Annotated in this window: 19 protein-coding genes and 1 tRNA gene; 11 read left to right on the forward strand and 9 right to left on the reverse strand. The window is 52.6% G+C overall.

The window, feature by feature from the left end; all coding sequences use genetic code 11:
* Positions 1-105 precede the first annotated feature (105 nt).
* Positions 106-181, reverse strand: a tRNA-Gly gene (locus ACLJPQ_RS16790).
* A gap of 275 nt (positions 182-456) precedes the next feature.
* Between ACLJPQ_RS16790 and ACLJPQ_RS16795 the strand changes: the two genes are divergently transcribed.
* Positions 457-1,197: an arginine ABC transporter substrate-binding protein gene (locus ACLJPQ_RS16795; protein ID WP_000727897.1), complete on the forward strand. Its 741-nt coding sequence runs from the start codon at positions 457-459 to the stop codon at positions 1,195-1,197.
* Positions 1,198-1,258: 61 nt separating this feature from the next.
* Here the strand turns inward: ACLJPQ_RS16795 and orn are convergent, their stop codons facing one another.
* On the reverse strand, positions 1,259-1,804 hold the full coding sequence (orn, locus tag ACLJPQ_RS16800) for an oligoribonuclease (protein WP_001271546.1): 546 nt from the start codon (positions 1,802-1,804) through the stop codon (positions 1,259-1,261).
* 106 nt (positions 1,805-1,910) lie between these two features.
* Here orn and rsgA point away from each other — a divergent pair, with 106 nt between their 5' ends.
* The 3 genes from rsgA to mscM all read left to right on the forward strand — a co-directional run bounded on the left by rsgA (position 1,911) and on the right by mscM (position 7,368).
* Positions 1,911-2,963, forward strand: a complete 1,053-nt coding sequence (gene rsgA / locus ACLJPQ_RS16805; RefSeq protein WP_000041945.1) for a small ribosomal subunit biogenesis GTPase RsgA — start codon at positions 1,911-1,913, stop codon at positions 2,961-2,963.
* Positions 2,964-3,054: 91 nt separating this feature from the next.
* Positions 3,055-4,023, forward strand: coding sequence for an archaetidylserine decarboxylase (asd, locus tag ACLJPQ_RS16810; protein WP_000934951.1), 969 nt, complete (start codon positions 3,055-3,057; stop codon positions 4,021-4,023).
* Positions 4,024-4,041: 18 nt separating this feature from the next.
* Positions 4,042-7,368, forward strand: coding sequence for a miniconductance mechanosensitive channel MscM (gene mscM / locus ACLJPQ_RS16815; protein WP_076933493.1), 3,327 nt, complete (start codon positions 4,042-4,044; stop codon positions 7,366-7,368).
* A gap of 66 nt (positions 7,369-7,434) precedes the next feature.
* Here mscM and ACLJPQ_RS16820 read toward each other — a convergent pair whose 3' ends face one another.
* The 3 genes from ACLJPQ_RS16820 to epmA form a co-directional block, all read right to left on the reverse strand.
* Positions 7,435-7,749: a YjeO family protein gene (locus ACLJPQ_RS16820; RefSeq protein ID WP_080184873.1), complete on the reverse strand. Its 315-nt coding sequence runs from the start codon at positions 7,747-7,749 to the stop codon at positions 7,435-7,437.
* Between the two features lie 51 nt (positions 7,750-7,800).
* Complete coding sequence (gene yjeM / locus ACLJPQ_RS16825; protein ID WP_000149876.1) at positions 7,801-9,303, reverse strand: glutamate/gamma-aminobutyrate family transporter YjeM; 1,503 nt, start codon at positions 9,301-9,303, stop codon at positions 7,801-7,803.
* Between the two features lie 225 nt (positions 9,304-9,528).
* Positions 9,529-10,506 (reverse strand): elongation factor P--(R)-beta-lysine ligase, encoded by a 978-nt coding sequence (gene epmA, locus ACLJPQ_RS16830; protein ID WP_080184872.1) that lies wholly within the window; start codon positions 10,504-10,506, stop codon positions 9,529-9,531.
* Between the two features lie 322 nt (positions 10,507-10,828).
* Between epmA and frdA the strand changes: the two genes are divergently transcribed.
* From frdA to ACLJPQ_RS16855, 5 genes are all read left to right on the forward strand, one after another.
* Entirely contained in the window at positions 10,829-12,619 is a 1,791-nt protein-coding gene (frdA, locus tag ACLJPQ_RS16835) for a fumarate reductase (quinol) flavoprotein subunit (protein ID WP_001192954.1), read from the forward strand.
* Positions 12,612-13,346 carry a fumarate reductase iron-sulfur protein gene (frdB, locus tag ACLJPQ_RS16840; RefSeq protein ID WP_000829509.1) on the forward strand — a complete coding sequence of 245 codons (735 nt, stop codon included), beginning with the start codon at positions 12,612-12,614 and terminating at the stop codon, positions 13,344-13,346. Before frdA ends, frdB begins: the two co-directional genes overlap by 8 nt.
* Positions 13,347-13,356: 10 nt before the next feature.
* A complete protein-coding gene (gene frdC / locus ACLJPQ_RS16845) occupies positions 13,357-13,752 on the forward strand; it encodes a fumarate reductase subunit FrdC (protein ID WP_000208749.1) in 396 nt (131 codons plus the stop codon).
* Between the two features lie 10 nt (positions 13,753-13,762).
* A complete protein-coding gene (frdD, locus tag ACLJPQ_RS16850; RefSeq protein WP_000609650.1) occupies positions 13,763-14,122 on the forward strand; it encodes a fumarate reductase subunit FrdD in 360 nt (119 codons plus the stop codon).
* 110 nt (positions 14,123-14,232) lie between these two features.
* A complete protein-coding gene (locus ACLJPQ_RS16855) occupies positions 14,233-14,766 on the forward strand; it encodes a lipocalin family protein (protein ID WP_001221673.1) in 534 nt (177 codons plus the stop codon).
* Positions 14,767-14,782: 16 nt separating this feature from the next.
* On the opposite strand, the gene sugE is transcribed toward ACLJPQ_RS16855, so the two are convergent.
* Positions 14,783-15,100, reverse strand: a complete 318-nt coding sequence (gene sugE / locus ACLJPQ_RS16860) for a quaternary ammonium compound efflux SMR transporter SugE (protein ID WP_000118469.1) — start codon at positions 15,098-15,100, stop codon at positions 14,783-14,785.
* 256 nt (positions 15,101-15,356) lie between these two features.
* On the opposite strand from sugE, the gene ACLJPQ_RS16865 reads away from it, so the two are divergent.
* Positions 15,357-15,944 carry a helix-turn-helix transcriptional regulator gene (locus ACLJPQ_RS16865; protein ID WP_000912959.1) on the forward strand — a complete coding sequence of 196 codons (588 nt, stop codon included), beginning with the start codon at positions 15,357-15,359 and terminating at the stop codon, positions 15,942-15,944.
* Between the two features lie 30 nt (positions 15,945-15,974).
* Here the strand turns inward: ACLJPQ_RS16865 and ecnB are convergent, their stop codons facing one another.
* From ecnB to efp, 3 genes are all read right to left on the reverse strand, one after another.
* Positions 15,975-16,121, reverse strand: a complete 147-nt coding sequence (gene ecnB / locus ACLJPQ_RS16870; RefSeq protein ID WP_000239598.1) for a lipoprotein toxin entericidin B — start codon at positions 16,119-16,121, stop codon at positions 15,975-15,977.
* 107 nt (positions 16,122-16,228) lie between these two features.
* On the reverse strand, positions 16,229-16,363 hold the full coding sequence (locus tag ACLJPQ_RS16875) for an entericidin A/B family lipoprotein (RefSeq protein ID WP_000977686.1): 135 nt from the start codon (positions 16,361-16,363) through the stop codon (positions 16,229-16,231).
* Positions 16,364-16,423: 60 nt separating this feature from the next.
* Positions 16,424-16,990, reverse strand: coding sequence for an elongation factor P (gene efp, locus ACLJPQ_RS16880; protein ID WP_000257282.1), 567 nt, complete (start codon positions 16,988-16,990; stop codon positions 16,424-16,426).
* Between the two features lie 40 nt (positions 16,991-17,030).
* On the opposite strand from efp, the gene epmB reads away from it, so the two are divergent.
* Positions 17,031-18,059 (forward strand): EF-P beta-lysylation protein EpmB, encoded by a 1,029-nt coding sequence (epmB, locus tag ACLJPQ_RS16885; protein WP_079966265.1) that lies wholly within the window; start codon positions 17,031-17,033, stop codon positions 18,057-18,059.
* The last annotated feature ends 12 nt before the right edge of the window (positions 18,060-18,071 follow it).

The following is an 18,071-nucleotide window of genomic DNA, read 5'->3' on the forward strand; positions in this document are numbered from 1 at the left end:
GAAACGAGACTCGAACTCGCGACCCCGACCTTGGCAAGGTCGTGCTCTACCAACTGAGCTATTCCCGCTTGGGTGCGCTTGTACTTAACAAGTACTTTCAAATTTTGGAGCGGGAAACGAGACTCGAACTCGCGACCCCGACCTTGGCAAGGTCGTGCTCTACCAACTGAGCTATTCCCGCAAATTTGTTGCTGTCGTAATTCGCATTTCTGCGTCGTTACGGGAGGCGCATTATACGAGAAATCCATTTAGCTGCAAGCCCCTGAACGCATTTTTTCGCGATTTTTGTTTGAATGCTGATTAAATCACCAAACAAGACAAAAAACGAGCAAAGCGTGCGCTATGCAACAAAAAACTTTTCACGCCACGCCTAAAGGCACAGAATCAGAATAGCACCCTGCGCCAAAAAAAGAATAGCACGGTGACCACAACATCCAATTGATATCAGGGATCAAGATGAAAAAAAAACTTATTGTCATGCTGTTAGCCAGCCTCTCCGTTCACGCCGCTTCCGTTTCCGCCAGAACATTACATTTTGGCACCTCCGCCACCTATGCGCCCTATGAGTTTGTCGATGCCGATAATAAAATTGTTGGTTTCGATATTGATGTCGCCAACGCGGTCTGCAAAGAGATGCAAGCGGAGTGCTCATTCACTAACCAGAGCTTTGATAGTCTGATCCCCAGCCTACGCTTCAAAAAGTTTGATGCGGTGATCGCCGGTATGGATATGACGCCCAAACGTGAACAGCAGGTCTCCTTTAGCCAACCCTATTACGAAGGTCTATCGGCGGTAGTCGTCACGCGTAAAGGGGCTTATCACACTTTTGCCGATCTGAAAGGCAAAAAAGTCGGTCTGGAAAACGGTACAACGCATCAGCGCTATTTGCAGGATAAACAACAAGCCATCACGCCTGTCGCCTATGACAGCTATCTAAACGCTTTTACCGATCTGAAAAATAACCGTCTTGAGGGCGTGTTTGGCGATGTCGCCGCAATTGGTAAATGGCTAAAAAACAATCCGGATTACGCTATCATGGATGAACGCGCCAGCGATCCTGACTACTACGGAAAAGGGTTAGGCATTGCGGTACGCAAAGGCAACGACGCGCTATTGCAAGAAATTAATGCCGCGCTCGACAAGGTGAAAGCATCGCCGGAATATGCGCAAATGCAAGAGAAATGGTTTACGCAGTAATTCAGTGGTGGGAGATCTGCCGGATGAGACGCTCTGGCGTTGCCATCCGGCATGTTACGCCTCACAGCTTAATGAAATGCTCGCGGTAGTAAGCCAGCTCCGCCACCGACTCGCGAATATCATCCATCGCCTGGTGCGTGCCCTGCTTGGTAAAGCCGGCCAGAATCTCCGGCTTCCAGCGGCGCGCCAGTTCCTTGAGCGTACTGACATCCAGATAGCGATAGTGGAAGTAGGCCTCCAGTTCCGGCATATATTTAAACAGAAAACGACGATCCTGACCGATGCTGTTACCGCAAATCGGCGACTTACCCGCAGGCACCCACGTTTTCAGAAATTCAATCGTCGCCAGTTCAGCGTCTCGTTCGCCCATCGTACTTGCCTTAACGCGATCTACCAGGCCGCTACCGGTATGGGTGCGCACGTTCCAGTCATCCATTAACGCCAGTTGCGCATCGGATTGATGTACCGCAATCGTCGGCCCTTCCGCCAGAATGTTCAGGCTGGCATCCGTCACCAGCGTGGCTATCTCAATAATGCGATCGCGCTCGGGGTCCAGACCTGTCATCTCCAGATCGATCCAAATCAGGTTGTTTTCATCGGCACTCATGCTATTTTCCACCCTTCAGAGGTCACATTCACTGTGACTATATTCATCTACAATTGCGTGTATCATAGATGTTTTGCCCACTATGGGCGACCAGGAGCCAGTACGATTGAGCAAAAATAAACTCTCCAAAGGCCAGCAGCGCCGTGTGAACGCCAATCACCAGCGTCGTTTAAAAACGTCCGCGGAGAAAGCCGACTACGATGACAACCTGTTTGGCGAGCCTGCAGAAGGTATCGTCATTAGCCGTTTTGGTATGCATGCCGATGTGGAGTCTGCTGACGGCGAGGTTCACCGTTGCAATATCCGCCGCACTATCCGTTCGCTGGTGACGGGCGATCGCGTCGTCTGGCGTCCGGGCAAAGCCGCCGCAGAGGGCGTCAACGTAAAAGGCATCGTTGAAGCGGTGCATGAGCGCACCTCGGTATTGACGCGCCCGGACTTCTACGACGGCGTGAAGCCTATTGCCGCCAACATTGACCAAATCGTTATCGTCTCCGCGATTTTGCCGGAGCTGTCGCTGAATATCATCGATCGCTACCTGGTCGGCTGTGAAACCCTACAGGTTGAGCCGCTTATCGTACTCAATAAAATTGATCTGCTGGACGACGAAGGTATGGACTTCGTTAATGAGCAGATGGATATCTACCGCAATATCGGCTATCGCGTGCTGATGGTCTCCAGCCATACGCAGGATGGTCTGAAACCGCTGGAAGAGGCGTTAACCGGTCGTATCAGTATTTTTGCCGGGCAGTCCGGCGTCGGAAAATCCAGTCTGCTAAACGCTCTGCTCGGCTTACAGAACGAGATTCTGACGAACGATGTGTCGAATGTCTCCGGTCTGGGTCAACATACCACTACCGCTGCTCGTCTGTATCATTTCCCGCATGGCGGCGATGTCATTGATTCCCCCGGCGTGCGCGAGTTCGGCTTATGGCATCTGGAGCCGGAACAAATCACCCAGGGCTTTGTCGAATTTCATGACTATTTGGGACATTGCAAATACCGGGACTGCAAGCATGACGCCGATCCAGGCTGCGCCATTCGCGAAGCGGTAGAGAACGGCGCTATTGCGGAAACCCGTTTCGAAAATTATCACCGAATTCTTGAAAGTATGGCGCAGGTAAAAACGCGTAAAAACTTTTCTGATACGGACGACTGACAGATACGCTAGGCGTCGTTAGAATCGTCCCCTTTTTTCAGGATACCGGTATAACTGCCGGTTCAGGAACAACAATGGCCTGGAGGCTACCTTGTTAAACTCATTTAAACTTTCGCTACAATACATTCTGCCGAAACTATGGCTCACTCGCCTGGCGGGCTGGGGCGCAAGCAAACGAGCAGGATGGCTGACAAAACTGGTTATCGATCTCTTCGTAAAGTATTACAAAGTCGATATGACCGAGGCGCAAAAACCGGATACCGCCAGCTATCGTACGTTCAATGATTTCTTTGTTCGTCCGCTGCGTGATGACGTGCGTCCGCTCAATACCGATCCTAACATCCTGGTGATGCCTGCCGACGGCGTGATAAGCCAGTTGGGTCGTATCGAAGAAGATAAAATTTTGCAGGCCAAAGGCCATAATTACAGCCTTGAGGCGTTGCTGGCGGGTAACTACCTGATGGCGGATAAGTTCCGCAACGGCACGTTTGTGACCACTTACCTCTCCCCTCGCGACTACCATCGCGTGCACATGCCATGCAACGGCATCCTGCGTGAAATGATCTACGTACCGGGCGATCTGTTCTCCGTTAACCATCTGACCGCGCAAAACGTCCCCAACCTGTTTGCCCGCAACGAGCGCGTTATCTGTCTGTTTGATACCGAGTTCGGCCCTATGGCGCAGATTCTGGTCGGCGCAACAATTGTCGGCAGTATCGAAACCGTCTGGGCGGGGACCATTACCCCGCCGCGCGAAGGCATCATCAAGCGCTGGACCTGGCCAGAAGGCGAACATGAAGGGTCTGTCGCCTTGTTGAAAGGCCAGGAGATGGGGCGCTTTAAACTGGGTTCCACGGTCATCAACTTATTTGCGCCGGGGAAAGTGAATCTGATCGAGTCGCTGGCAAGCCTGTCCGTTACCAAAATTGGCCAACCGCTGGCGACGTCGACCGAAACATTCGTCGCGCCGGAGGTAGAACCTGCTCCGCTGCCGGCAGAAGAAATTAAAGCCGAACACGACGCCAGCCCGCTGGTTGACAATAAAAAAGACGACACCTAATCAAGAGAGAATGCTGACGTGCGCCTGATTATCGCTTTTCTGATGGCCTGGTGCCTCAGCACGGGGGCGTTCGCCGCAACGGCCCCCGACGCCAAACAAATCACGCAGGAACTGGAGCAGGCAAAAGCGGCGAAGCCCGCTCAGCCGGAAGCCGTTGAGGCGCTCCAGACTGCGTTAAACGCGCTTGAAGAGCGAAAAGGCTCGCTTGAGCGCGCGAAACAATATCAACACGTTATTGATAACTTCCCTAAGCTATCCGCCACCTTGCGCGCCCAGTTGAATAATCTGCGCGATGAACCTCGCAGCGTACCGCCAGAGATGTCCACCGAAGCGTTAAATCAGGAGATCTTGCAGGTTAGCAGCCAGCTACTGGATAAAACCCGCGAGGCGCAACAGGAGCAGGAGCGCGTCAGGGAGATCGCCGACTCGCTCAGCCAGCTTCCCCAACAGCAAAACGACGCCCGCCGCCAGCTTAATGAGATTGAGCGACGGCTCGGCGCCGCAGGCGGAAGTGCCGCGCTTAGCCAGGCGCAAAGTCTCAGTATGCAGGCGGAGTCCGCCAAACTAAAAGCGTTAGTCGACGAACTGGAGTTGGCGCAACTGTCCGCCAACAACCGGCAGGAACTGGCTCGTCTGCGTTCCGAGCTGGCGGAAAAACAGAGTCAGCAATTGGATGCGTATCTTCAGGCGCTGCGCAATCAGCTCAACAGCCTGCGCCAACGTGAAGCGGAACGCGCGCTGGAAAGCACTGAGCTGCTGGCGGAAAACAGCGCCGGTTTGCCGGAAGGCATCGTCGAACAATTTAAAGTCAACCGCGAGCTGTCACAGGCGCTTAATCAACAAGCGCAGCGGATGGATCTGGTCGCCTCGCAGCAGCGACAGGCCACCAGCCAAACGTTACAGGTGCGCCAGGCGCTCAATACGCTGCGGGAGCAGTCGCAATGGCTTGGCGTGTCCAACATGCTTGGCGAAGCGCTGCGTGCGCAGGTCGCCCGTCTGCCAGAGATGCCTAAGCCGCAGCAGCTTGATACGGAAATGGCGCAGCTACGCGTCCACCGTATGCGCTATGAAGAGTTACTCAATAAACAGCCGCAGCTACGGCAAATACGTCAGGCCAATGGACAGCCGCTGACCGCCGAGCAAAACCAGATTCTTGACGCCCAGCTTCGCACTCAGCGCGAGCTGCTCAACTCGTTGTTACAGGGCGGCGATACGCTGATCCTGGAGCTGACCAAACTGAAAGTCTCCAACAGCCAACTGGAGGACGCGCTTAAAGAGGTTAATGAAGCGACCCACCGTTATCTGTTCTGGACCGCTGACGTTAGCCCGCTATCGCTCTCCTGGCCTGTTGATTTGGTTCAGGATTTACGCCAGCTTATCTCATTAGATACGTTTAATCAGTTAGGTAAAGCCAGCATCATGATGCTGACCAGCAAAGAGACGCTACTGCCGTTATTCGGCGCGCTGGCGCTGGTCGGGTTTAGCCTCTATTCACGTCAACACTTCAACCGGTTCCTTGAGCGCTCGGCCTCGCGCGTCGGGAAAGTCACTCAGGATCACTTCTCGCTGACGCTGCGAACGGTGTTCTGGTCGATTCTGGTCGCCTCGCCGCTGCCCGTCTTGTGGGCGACGCTCGGCTATGGTCTGCAGGAAGCCTGGCCGTATCCGCTGGCCGTCGCCATCGGTGATGGCGTGACGGCGACAGTACCGCTGTTGTGGGTAGTCATGATTTGCGCCGCTTTTGCCCGTCCTAATGGTCTGTTTGTGGCGCATTTCGGCTGGCCGCGAAACCGGGTAGCGAAAGCGATGCGCTACTACCTGATGAGCATTGGGCTGATCGTGCCGCTCATTATGGCAGTGATCATGTTTGATAATCTTAACGATCGGGAGTTTTCCGGCTCGTTGGGCCGCCTTTGCTTCATCCTGATATGCGGCGCGCTGGCGCTGGTCACGCTGAGTCTGAAAAAAGCGGGCATTCCGCTCTATCTTGATAAAGAAGGCAACGGCGACAACATGGTCAACAGCCTGCTGTGGAATATGTTAATGGGCGCGCCGCTTATCGCGATTCTGGCGGCGGCGGTGGGTTATCTGGCCACGGCGCAGGCGCTACTGGCGAGACTGGAAACCTCGGTCGCCATCTGGTTCCTGTTGCTGGTCATTTATCACGTCATTCGCCGCTGGATGCTGATCCAACGACGCCGACTGGCTTTTGACCGCGCCAAACATCGTCGGGCGGAAATGCTGGCGCAGCGCGCGCGCGGCGAAGAAGAACCGGCGCACTCCTCCAGCCTGGAAGGCGCGGTCGACATTGATGAAAGTGAAATCGATCTTGACGCTATTAGCGCTCAGTCGCTGCGTCTGGTCCGCTCAATTCTGATGCTTATCGCCCTGCTATCGGTAATTGTACTGTGGTCGGAAATCCACTCGGCATTCGGCTTCCTGGAGAATATTTCACTGTGGGATGTCACCTCTACGGTGCAAGGCGTGGAAAGCCTGGAGCCAATTACTCTGGGGGCGGTGCTCATTGCGATTCTGGTCTTTATCATCACCACGCAGTTGGTGCGTAATCTGCCTGCGCTGCTGGAACTGGCGTTATTACAGCATCTCGATTTAACGCCTGGTACCGGTTACGCCATCACGACCATCACCAAATATCTGTTAATGCTGATTGGCGGGCTGGTCGGTTTCTCGATGATCGGCATTGAGTGGTCGAAGCTACAATGGCTGGTGGCCGCGCTCGGCGTTGGGCTTGGTTTTGGCCTGCAAGAAATTTTCGCTAACTTTATCTCCGGCCTGATTATTTTGTTTGAAAAGCCGATTCGTATCGGCGATACGGTGACCATTCGCGATCTCACCGGCAGCGTGACCAAAATCAATACCCGCGCCACCACTATCAGTGACTGGGATCGTAAAGAGATTATCGTGCCGAATAAAGCCTTTATCACCGAACAGTTTATCAACTGGTCGCTGTCTGACTCCGTTACGCGCGTGGTGTTAACCATCCCGGCGCCAGCGGATGCCAATAGCGAAGAGGTGACGCAAATTCTGCTGACGGCGGCGCAGCGCTGTTCTTTGGTGCTGGACAACCCGCCGCCTGAAATCTTTCTGGTGGATCTCCAGCAGGGTATTCAGATTTTCGAACTGCGTATCTATGCCGCGGAAATGGGACACCGTATGCCATTACGCCATGAGATCCACCAATTGATTCTGGCGGGCTTCCGCGAGCACGGTATTGATATGCCGTTCCCGCCGTTCCAGATGCGTCTGGAGAGTCTCGGAGGTAAACAAACGGGGAGAACGTTAACGTCAGCGGGTAAAACCAGCCGCCCGGCGGGCAGTTTGTAAACGCAATGGTGCCGGATGACGCTAAAAGACTCGATGACATAGGCTTATCAGGTCTTTTAGCATAGATCACACACAAAACTGATAGCGCAGGAAGAATTGCCAGAACCAGTAAGCAAATATCACCAACGCGACACAGTACAAAAACCAACTACGTATTTTCTTATACACAGTAACGTAAAAAAATGGGAAAAACAGGGGCAGCGTCATCATCGCGCCAAAACCTCTGGAATCATCATTTTCGACAGTTCTCATCACATCACAAATGTTGTTTATCCCACTCTCGCCAATCATCCACTCTTTATCCAGGACTGAAAATACAGCGATGAGTGGGATAGCCAGTAAAATCCAGATAGCGCACAATGCAAACATTTTCGGACTCATTATAAATATCCTTTTCATAAAGCCGATGAGCTAACGCTATCCGGACAAAGATTACTCCGCCGCCCACTCCGGATCAGCGCTCATGCGGCTACTGTAATTCTGATAAATCGCCATCGCCAGCAACGAGAAGAAGATCGGGCCGCCGATCATCCACAAGGCGCTGTCCCAGTCCCCAGCTTCAATCACTGGCTGGATGATGGTAAAGACGTTGGCAAACGTCACCACCAGCACCACAACACCCGTCGCGACCAGGGTAGAGGCTTTGGTTTTAAAGAGAACAAATGGCCGCTCCAGATCCTGACGCGCTTTAAAGAAGGGAAATGCCAGCGCAAGGAACAGGTATGGCAAGGTCATTGAGACGTTCGCCATCAGAGTGAGTTTGTTATAAAACGCCGATGCGGTGTCACCGCCAAAAGAGACCAGCAAAATAAACAGACTCACCAGCACGCACTGTAGCCACATAGCGGTCGCCGGCATACCGTTAGCGTTCAGTGTCGTCATCGGCGCGGGCCACAACGCTTTTGGCGTCCCCTGAATAATGGCTTTCAGCGGTGAATAGCTCAACGTAAAAAACGCGCCGGTATAAGCCAGAAACATAGAAAGGCCGGTGATACGCGCAAACCAGACGCCCACCGTCATCGCAGCTTCCGGAGAAAGGTTTAACGCGTTACCTAATGTCGTGCCTAAACTCGACATCAGAATGTAGGTGATATTCCCTAAGTTAACGGCGCTATTACTTAATATCTGTTGCCAGTTAGTACTGACGCCCCATAAAAAGATCGCCAAAGAATAACCAATTGAAATCACAATGGCCGCGAAAACAATACCTTTCGCAAAATTCTTTTCCGGTTTCTCGGTTTTATCCACCAGTCCGCCGACAGCCTCAATACCGCCGTACGCAAAAATAGCAAATACCACAAATGACAACATTGCCAGGCCGGAGTGATAACCCGGATTCGGTGACGAGGTAAAATTAATTTCTTGTGCAAAATGCCCACCATTTAATAACAAAATAGCGACACTCACTAACAATAAAACTAAATTAAGACACATTACGGCAATACCTCCGACCGCCGTAATTCGCGCAATTTTATTGATCCCTCTGGCGGCGACACACGTCACCAGAATCATCCAGCCAACGGCGAGCAGCCCGACAACCTGCGTAGGCTCAAGCCCCGCAATACGCCAGTGCTGCGTCATATCGGCGCCAAAAACAAAAGTAGAAAACGGTACCCAAATTTTTGCCGCCGTACTTACCATCCATATGACATACGATGAAAACCACATAAACGTGCCGATAAACGCGTAACGTGGCCCCACGCTATTATTCATCCACGAATAGATCCCGCCCTCTTCTTTGCGATAAGCGGAACCCATTTCAGCCATCATTAAAGCGAATGGAATAAAAAACAGCAAGGCAGAAAATATATACCACGGGATTGCGCTATACCCCATTAAATAAAACGCCGACGGGCTATTCGCAAAACCAAAAACAGAAGTAAAAATCATCAGGATAAGCCCAATAAGGCTCATCTTTTTTATCGTGTGGGTCATTCAACCATCCCTTACGCTCGAGCGCGTTTGCCAGACGCAGCTCACCGATTGACGCCGCCTTCTTTTTTACAAAGGTCAGCGATAAAAAAATCAACACAGGATTGATACCTAAATGGCATCAAAGTTCCAGCCTTATGTTGTGGCAAACAGAGGATAATTGAAAAAATATGCTACAAAATGGCGCTTATTGCGCCATTTTATCTCGCGAAAGAGTGAATTTCAGATTTACGCCCGATCGACCGTAAAAGCAATCACGTCCGCCAGGCTTTCTGCTCCCAGCGCCAGCATCACCAGACGATCAATACCCAGCGCCACGCCGGAACAATCCGGTAGACCGGCGGCCAGCGCATCCAGTAGATTTTGGTCAATCGGCTGCTGCGGCAGACCGCGAGCGGCGCGCTTACGATTGTCCTGTTCAAAGCGCTGTTGTTGCTCACGTGCGTCCGTCAGTTCGTGGAAACCATTCGCCAGCTCAATACCTTTGTAGTACACCTCAAAGCGCTCGGCGACGCGATGATCCTCGGTACTGATTTGTGCCAGCGATGCCTGACTTGCCGGAAAGTGATAAATAAAGGTCGGCTTTTCTTTACCTATATGCGGCTCAACCCCCATCGTGAACAACAGTTGCAGCAACGTATCACGGTCTTCTTCCGTATCGGCGATATTGCTTAAATCAAGCTTTGCCGCCGCCTCACGCAGCAGCGTTTTATCTGCTGATAACGGGTCAATCTCCAGATGGCGCTGAAACGCCTGTTGATAGGAGAGACTTTCCGCGGGTTGACAATCCAGCACTTGCTGAAGCAAATCATCCACTTCATTCATCAGGCGGTACATATCGTAATGCGGGCGATACCACTCCAGCATAGTGAATTCCGGATTATGATGTCGTCCCATCTCTTCATTACGGAAACTGCGGCATAGCTGGAAAACCGGACCGCACCCTGCCGCCAGCAGGCGTTTCATATGGTATTCCGGACTGGTCATTAAATAGAGGTTCATCCCCTGGGAATGGCCAGGTCCGACGAAACGCGTTTCGAACGGGAACAGATGAATGTCTGTGACCGTCGCCTGACTCATGCAGGGCGTCTCAACCTCAAGCACTCCACGATCGGCAAAGAAACGACGGATTTCCGCCATAATCGCCGCACGTTTTAATAAATTGGGGATGGACGCGCTCGGCTGCCAGGTTGCCGTTTCGCTCATGATTCTTTCTCCAGTTTAAGACAAGGTCACGAAGTCTACTCGCAACGCGCGGGCGAAACAAATTTTGCGCAGGCGTATCGGGAGCCTTCTGGAGGGTAAAAAAAGTGATTTCAGATGGTTTAGTAATTAAATTAATCAAAATCAATGATAATTCATCCCTCTGATACGCTAAAAAAATCGAACACGTCAAATTTCCCTCACATCCCTGAGACTATACTGTTGTACCCATAAAGGAGCAGTGGAAACGCATTCATACTTCGCAGAACCCAGAGGCTTTATCTGGCTGCGCGAGGGTGAAATTACAATAATCTGGAGGAATGTCGTGCAAACCTTTCAAGCCGATCTTGCCATTATAGGCGCCGGTGGCGCGGGATTACGTGCTGCAATTGCTGCCGCACAGGCGAATCCCAATGCTAAAATCGCACTGATCTCAAAAGTGTACCCGATGCGCAGCCATACTGTCGCTGCCGAAGGGGGTTCAGCCGCTGTCGCCCAGGATCATGACAGCTTTGACTACCATTTTCACGATACGGTAGCAGGCGGAGACTGGCTGTGTGAGCAGGATGTCGTGGATTACTTTGTCCACCATTGTCCCACTGAGATGACGCAGCTGGAGCAATGGGGCTGCCCGTGGAGCCGCCGTCCGGACGGTAGCGTTAACGTGCGTCGCTTCGGTGGTATGAAAATCGAGCGTACCTGGTTCGCCGCGGATAAAACCGGCTTCCATATGCTGCATACTCTGTTCCAGACTTCCCTGCAGTTCCCACAAATCCAGCGCTTTGACGAACATTTTGTGCTGGATATTCTGGTCGATGACAACCATGCGCGCGGCCTGGTGGCAATGAACATGATGGAAGGCACGCTGGTGCAAATCCGCGCCAACGCCGTGGTCATGGCGACAGGCGGCGCAGGCCGCGTATACCGCTATAACACCAACGGCGGCATCGTCACCGGCGACGGGATGGGCATGGCGCTGAGCCACGGCGTTCCGCTGCGTGATATGGAATTCGTTCAGTATCACCCGACCGGCCTGCCAGGTTCCGGTATCCTGATGACTGAAGGTTGCCGCGGCGAAGGCGGTATTCTGGTCAATAAAAATGGCTACCGTTACCTGCAAGACTACGGCATGGGCCCCGAAACGCCGCTGGGCGAGCCGAAAAACAAATATATGGAACTGGGGCCACGCGACAAAGTATCCCAGGCTTTCTGGCACGAATGGCGTAAAGGCAACACCATCTCCACGCCGCGCGGCGATGTGGTTCACCTCGACCTGCGTCATCTCGGCGAGAAGAAACTGCATGAACGTCTGCCGTTCATTTGCGAACTGGCGAAAGCCTATGTCGGCGTCGATCCGGTTAAAGAACCGATTCCAGTACGTCCGACCGCGCACTACACCATGGGCGGCATTGAAACCGACCAGAACTGTGAAAGCCGTGTCAAAGGGCTGTTTGCCGTTGGCGAATGCTCCTCTGTTGGCCTGCATGGCGCGAACCGCCTCGGTTCCAACTCGCTGGCGGAACTGGTGGTGTTTGGTCGTCTGGCTGGCGAACAAGCAATGGAACGCGCTGCTACGGCAGGCGCCGCAAATAGCGCCGCGCTCGACGCCCAGGTTGCCGATATTGAACAGCGTCTGAAAAATCTGGTGAACCAGGAAGGCAACGAAAACTGGTCGAAGATCCGCGATGAGATGGGTCTGTCTATGGAAGAAGGTTGCGGTATTTACCGTACCCCGGAACTGATGCAGAAAACCGTTGATAAACTGGCCGAGCTTCAGGAACGTTTCAAGCGCGTACGTATCTCCGATACTTCCAGCGTGTTCAACACTGACCTGCTGTATACCATCGAACTGGGTCATGGTCTGAACGTGGCGGAATGTATGGCGCACTCTGCGCTGGCGCGTAAAGAGTCCCGCGGCGCGCATCAGCGTCTGGATGAAGGCTGTACCGAGCGCGACGATGTGAACTTCCTCAAGCACACCCTCGCCTTCCGCGATGCTGATGGCACGACCCGTCTGGAATACAGCGACGTGAAAATCACCACCCTGCCGCCAGCCAAACGTGTTTACGGCGGTGAAGCGGAAGCAGCCGATAAGAAGGAGAAGGCGAATGGCTGAGATGAAAAACCTGAAAGTTGAGGTGGTGCGCTATAACCCGGAAACCGATACCGCGCCGCACAGTGCTTTCTATGAAGTTCCTTATGATGAAACAACATCGCTACTGGACGCGTTGGGCTACATCAAAGATAACCTGTCGCCAGACCTGAGCTACCGCTGGTCCTGCCGTATGGCGATCTGCGGCTCCTGCGGCATGATGGTCAACAACGTCCCTAAACTGGCGTGTAAAACTTTCCTGCGCGATTACACCAACGGTATGAAGGTGGAAGCGCTGGCGAACTTCCCGATTGAGCGCGATCTGGTTGTCGATATGACGCACTTTATCGAAAGCCTGGAAGCGATCAAACCGTACATTATTGGCAACTCTCGCACGCCAGATCAGGGGCCGAATGTCCAGACCCCGGCGCAAATGGCGAAGTATCACCAGTTCTCCGGTTGCATCAACTGTGGTCTGTGCTACGCCGCGTGCCCGCAGTTCGGTCTGAATCCTGAATTTATCGGACCGGCTGCGATTACGCTGGCGCATCGCTATAACGAAGATAGCCGCGATCACGGTAAGAAGGAGCGTATGGCGCAGTTGAACAGTCCGAACGGCGTATGGACCTGTACTTTCGTGGGCTACTGCTCCGAAGTCTGTCCAAAACATGTCGATCCGGCTGCGGCCATTCAGCAGGGTAAAGTGGAAAGCTCGAAAGACTTTCTTATCGCCACCCTGAAACCACGCTAAGGAGTGCAACATGACGACTAAACGCAAACCCTATGTGCGGCCGATGACGTCCACCTGGTGGAAAAAACTGCCGTTTTATCGCTTTTATATGCTGCGCGAAGGCACAGCGGTGCCGGCAGTCTGGTTCAGTATTGAACTGATTTTCGGTCTGTTTGCGCTCAAACACGGCGCGGAATCCTGGATGGGATTCGTCGGCTTTTTACAAAACCCGGTGGTAGTGATCTTAAACCTGATCACCCTGGCGGCCGCGCTGCTGCACACCAAAACCTGGTTTGAACTGGCGCCGAAGGCGGCCAATATCATTGTAAAAGACGAAAAAATGGGGCCAGAGCCAATCATCAAAGGGCTTTGGGTGGTCACTGCGGTAGTCACCGTAGTCATTCTGTATGTTGCCCTGTTCTGGTAAGGAGTCCCGGATGATTAATCCAAACCCAAAACGTTCTGATGAACCCGTATTCTGGGGACTGTTTGGCGCAGGCGGTATGTGGGGCGCGATCATCGCGCCGGTGATCGTGCTACTGGTTGGCATCATGCTGCCGCTGGGGCTATTTCCGGGCGATGCCCTGAGTTTTGAGCGCGTACTGACGTTCGCCCAAAGCTTTATTGGTCGCGTTTTTCTGTTCCTGATGATCGTGCTGCCGCTATGGTGTGGCCTACACCGTATGCACCACGCGATGCATGACCTGAAAATCCACGTGCCCGCGGGCAAATGGGTCTTCTACGGCCTGGCGGCAATCCTGACCGTTGTGACGGCAATTGGCGTTATCACTCTCTAAGTTGCCACGACGCCCTCTTATCTACCCGATAAGAGGGCGTTTTTTCTTTTCCTGCCTCTCATTTTCCCGCCAGGTTCTACACTTAGAAAAAACACTGGAAGGAAAATCTTATGCGCATTCTGCCCGTCGTTGCTGCGGTTACGGCTGCATTTCTGGTTGTCGCCTGTAGTTCGCCTACTCCGCCTAAAGGCGTTACCGTGGTAAATAATTTTGATGCCAAACGTTACCTCGGCACCTGGTATGAGATCGCACGCCTCGATCATCGATTTGAACGTGGACTGGAACAAGTCACGGCCACCTATAGTCTGCGTGACGATGGCGGGATTAATGTCATCAATAAAGGCTATAACCCGGAGCGGGGAATGTGGCAAAAAACAGAAGGCAAAGCGTATTTTACCGGTAGTCCAAACCGCGCCGCGCTCAAGGTCTCTTTTTTCGGCCCGTTCTACGGCGGCTATAACGTGATTGCGCTTGACCGGGAATACCGTCATGCGCTGGTGTGCGGCCCGGATCGCGACTATCTGTGGATACTCTCTCGCACGCCAACGCTTTCTGAGGAAATAAAACAGCAAATGCTGGCCGTCGCGACCCGGGAGGGGTTTGACGTCAATAAATTAATTTGGGTAAAACAATCAGGTTCGTAGCAATATCAGCGACGAATTAATGCGCACTGAGTTTTAGCCCAATGATACCCGCGACAATCAAGCCAAGACTGAGCAAACGCGCCGGTGAGGCAGACTCGCCCAGCAGAAGGATACCGGTGATTGCCGCCCCGACGGCGCCGATGCCGGTCCAGATGGCGTACGCCGTTCCAACGGGCAGCGTTTTCATTGCCCAGGAAAGTAACGCCATACTGATAACCATGGCCGTAATGGTGATGATACTGGGGGTCAGACGAGAAAAACCGTGGGTATACTTCAGGCCGACAGCCCATACCACTTCAAGTAAACCAGCGATTAATAGAATGATCCAGGACATAGCAGGCTCCAGATAATTAATGGGGCCGTCCCCGGTGAGAATAGCGTTTACAGGTCGTCCTGTAACGTATACGGATGAAAAGCCATTTTTGCCTGAGAGAAAATGAATTTCAACCTTTTTATTTTTTTCCGTCTAAAGGCGGGAATTGGCCCTTTTAAGCCGCGTAGTTTTCGCATTTAGCGCCCACAGGAGTTCTCTATGATGGAACGCCTTCTGGGAAAGAAAGTGCTTTATCTACTTCCGGGTGCAAAAAACTATGTTGAAAATTTTAGTGATAGACCGATGCCACTTTACCCGTACGGGCATGGAGGCCTGGCTTAATCACACTGATGTGCTCAGTTCTTCACTGCTGGTATCCGGGATGAATAACCTTATACTGGCGAAAGAACATATTCTGCAATGGAAGCCCCATCTGGTTATCGCTGATTTATATGGTTTTCTCAACGATGCCTTACCCGAACAGCCTATCAATGCATTTTTTGCCGCCTGCAGGATGACGCCGTTGGTATTATTACAGTCAGGGAATATGCCGTACAGACCGCAATATGCCAGTCATGCGGTGTTATCTAAACACACGCCTTTACATGAGCTTGCACAACGAATTAAAGGAGCGCTATATACTCATCCACTGCAGGAAGCGCCGGAAAGCGCCACGCCATTGCTCTCTCCGCAGGAGGAAAAAGTGCTCGCGATGTGGACGGAAGGCACCAGCAATAAAGAGATTGCGTATGCGCTTGGCATTCACGGGAAAACGGTTTACACCTATAAGCGTAATATCCGCATGAAACTTCATATGGATAACCGGTATTCTCCCTTTCTTATGCTTCCGGAGAAAATCGATTAACGGTACGACGCCATGCCGTACCGTTGATGATTACTGCTGAGCTCTGGTTGCAGCGCCAGAGATCGCACTACCACCGTCCGAGATGTCCTCGCCCACGCCGCGCGTGGTATTACAAGCAGTTAATACAGTGGAAAGTACCAAAACAGAAAAGATCGCTGCAATTGTCTTTTTAACCATAATGTCTTCCTTTTCTAGCCAATGTTGTTTGTGTATAGCAACTTAATAATAGACAACATCCCAGAAAATGACGGGCGATCGACTAATTTTAGGAAGACGAGAAGCGATTAGCTGGCTGCGCGGGAGATGGCGTGGCCAAGATGCTGAATATCTTCGCCGAAGCCGCGGGCGGTATTACATGCCGTTAATAATGTGCCGGTAAGAAGAACCAGCGCGACAAGACCGATAAAGCGTTTCATCATTGAGGCGCGAAAAATAGGATGGCGCAGCATACGCTGCACCATTTTTCCCGATAACGTAAATTATTTTACGCGGGATACGTATTCGCCGGAACGGGTATCGACTTTGATCACTTCGCCAATCTGCACGAACAGCGGAACTTTAACCACTGCGCCAGTAGACAGCGTGGCTGGTTTGCCGCCAGTACCTGCGGTATCGCCCTTCAGACCTGGGTCGGTATCAACAATTTCCAGCTCAACAAAGTTCGGCGGAGTGACAGAGATAGGCTGACCGTTCCACAGGGTTACGATGCATTCCGCCTGATCCAACAGCCATTTTGCGTTGTCGCCGATAGCCTTGGCATCTGCAGACAGCTGCTCGAAGGTTTCGTTGTTCATGAAATGCCAGAACTCACCGTCGTTGTACAGGTAAGTCAGGTTCATATCGACTACATCCGCGCCTTCTGCGGAATCGGTCGATTTGAAGGTTTTCTCAACGCGCGTGCCGGTCAGCAGACGGCGCAGCTTAACGCGGGCAAACGCCTGGCCTTTACCCGGTTTCACGAATTCACTGGATTCAACCGCATAAGGTTCGCCATCCAACATGATTTTAAGACCGGAACGAAAATCGTTGCTATAGTAAGTCGCCATAAGGCCCTCTGAAATTGTTAACTGGTAGCTAAGCCACAAAATGGCGCATATTGTAACCCTAAATACCCCATTGCGAGAAGATTGGTTAGCGCAACTTGCCGATGTTGTGACCAATCCCGACGAACTGCTGCATCTTTTACAGATTGAAGCTAATGAAAACCTCCGGGCAGGACAGGACGCCAGGCGCTTGTTTGCCCTCCGCGTGCCGCGCGCTTTTATTGCGCGCATGGAGAAGGGCAACCCTGACGATCCTCTTTTACGTCAAGTGCTGACGTCCCGGGATGAATTTATTGTCGCCCCCGGTTTCTCCACCGACCCGCTGGAAGAGCAACACAGCGTGGTGCCAGGATTATTGCATAAATACCAAAACCGGGCGCTATTGCTGGTAAAAGGCGGATGTGCGGTAAATTGCCGCTACTGTTTCCGTCGTCACTTCCCGTATGCGGAGAATCAAGGCAATAAGCGCAACTGGACAGTCGCGCTGGAGTATATCGCCGCACACCCGGAACTGGATGAGATCATCTTTTCCGGCGGCGATCCGCTGATGGCGAAAGATCATGAGCTGGACTGGCTGCTCACGCAACTGGAAGCCATTAAGCACGTCAAGCGGCTACGCATCCACAGTCGGTTGCCTATCGTCATCCCGGCACGCATTACTGACGAACTGGTCGCCCGCTTTGACCAGTCACGTCTGCAAATTTTGTTGGTGAACCATATCAACCACGCTAATGAAGTGGACGAGGCGTTCTGCCTGGCGATGAAGAAACTGCGCCACGTGGGCGTCACGCTTCTCAACCAGAGCGTCCTGCTGCGTGGCGTGAATGATAACGCGCGAACGCTGGCGAATCTGAGCAACGCGCTATTTGACGCTGGCGTGATGCCCTATTACCTGCATGTGCTGGATAAAGTGCAGGGCGCCGCGCATTTTATGGTCACCGATGACGAAGCCCGGCAAATCATGCGCGAACTGCTCACGCTGGTATCCGGCTATATGGTGCCAAGACTGGCGCGTGAAATCGGCGGCGAACCGAGCAAAACACCGCTGGATTTACAGCTGCGGCAGTGCTAATCCTCGCGGGCG

This window comes from Salmonella sp. SAL04213, from assembly GCF_046550535.1.
Lineage (GTDB): Bacteria > Pseudomonadota > Gammaproteobacteria > Enterobacterales > Enterobacteriaceae > Salmonella > Salmonella enterica.

Bases quoted from the DNA above. Each gene is read 5' to 3' on its own strand.
- ACLJPQ_RS16795 (WP_000727897.1), top strand. From the start codon at position 457: ATGAAAAAAAAACTTATTGTCATGCTGTTAGCCAGCCTCTCCGTTCAC.
- orn (WP_001271546.1), bottom strand. From the start codon at position 1,804: ATGAGTGCCGATGAAAACAACCTGATTTGGATCGATCTGGAGATGACA.
- ACLJPQ_RS16820 (WP_080184873.1), bottom strand. From the start codon at position 7,749: ATGAGTCCGAAAATGTTTGCATTGTGCGCTATCTGGATTTTACTGGCT.
- yjeM (WP_000149876.1), bottom strand. From the start codon at position 9,303: ATGACCCACACGATAAAAAAGATGAGCCTTATTGGGCTTATCCTGATG.
- epmA (WP_080184872.1), bottom strand. From the start codon at position 10,506: ATGAGCGAAACGGCAACCTGGCAGCCGAGCGCGTCCATCCCCAATTTA.
- frdB (WP_000829509.1), top strand. From the start codon at position 12,612: ATGGCTGAGATGAAAAACCTGAAAGTTGAGGTGGTGCGCTATAACCCG.
- frdC (WP_000208749.1), top strand. From the start codon at position 13,357: ATGACGACTAAACGCAAACCCTATGTGCGGCCGATGACGTCCACCTGG.
- frdD (WP_000609650.1), top strand. From the start codon at position 13,763: ATGATTAATCCAAACCCAAAACGTTCTGATGAACCCGTATTCTGGGGA.
- ACLJPQ_RS16855 (WP_001221673.1), top strand. From the start codon at position 14,233: ATGCGCATTCTGCCCGTCGTTGCTGCGGTTACGGCTGCATTTCTGGTT.
- sugE (WP_000118469.1), bottom strand. From the start codon at position 15,100: ATGTCCTGGATCATTCTATTAATCGCTGGTTTACTTGAAGTGGTATGG.
- ACLJPQ_RS16865 (WP_000912959.1), top strand. From the start codon at position 15,357: ATGTTGAAAATTTTAGTGATAGACCGATGCCACTTTACCCGTACGGGC.
- ecnB (WP_000239598.1), bottom strand. From the start codon at position 16,121: ATGGTTAAAAAGACAATTGCAGCGATCTTTTCTGTTTTGGTACTTTCC.
- ACLJPQ_RS16875 (WP_000977686.1), bottom strand. From the start codon at position 16,363: ATGATGAAACGCTTTATCGGTCTTGTCGCGCTGGTTCTTCTTACCGGC.
- efp (WP_000257282.1), bottom strand. From the start codon at position 16,990: ATGGCGACTTACTATAGCAACGATTTTCGTTCCGGTCTTAAAATCATG.
- epmB (WP_079966265.1), top strand. From the start codon at position 17,031: ATGGCGCATATTGTAACCCTAAATACCCCATTGCGAGAAGATTGGTTA.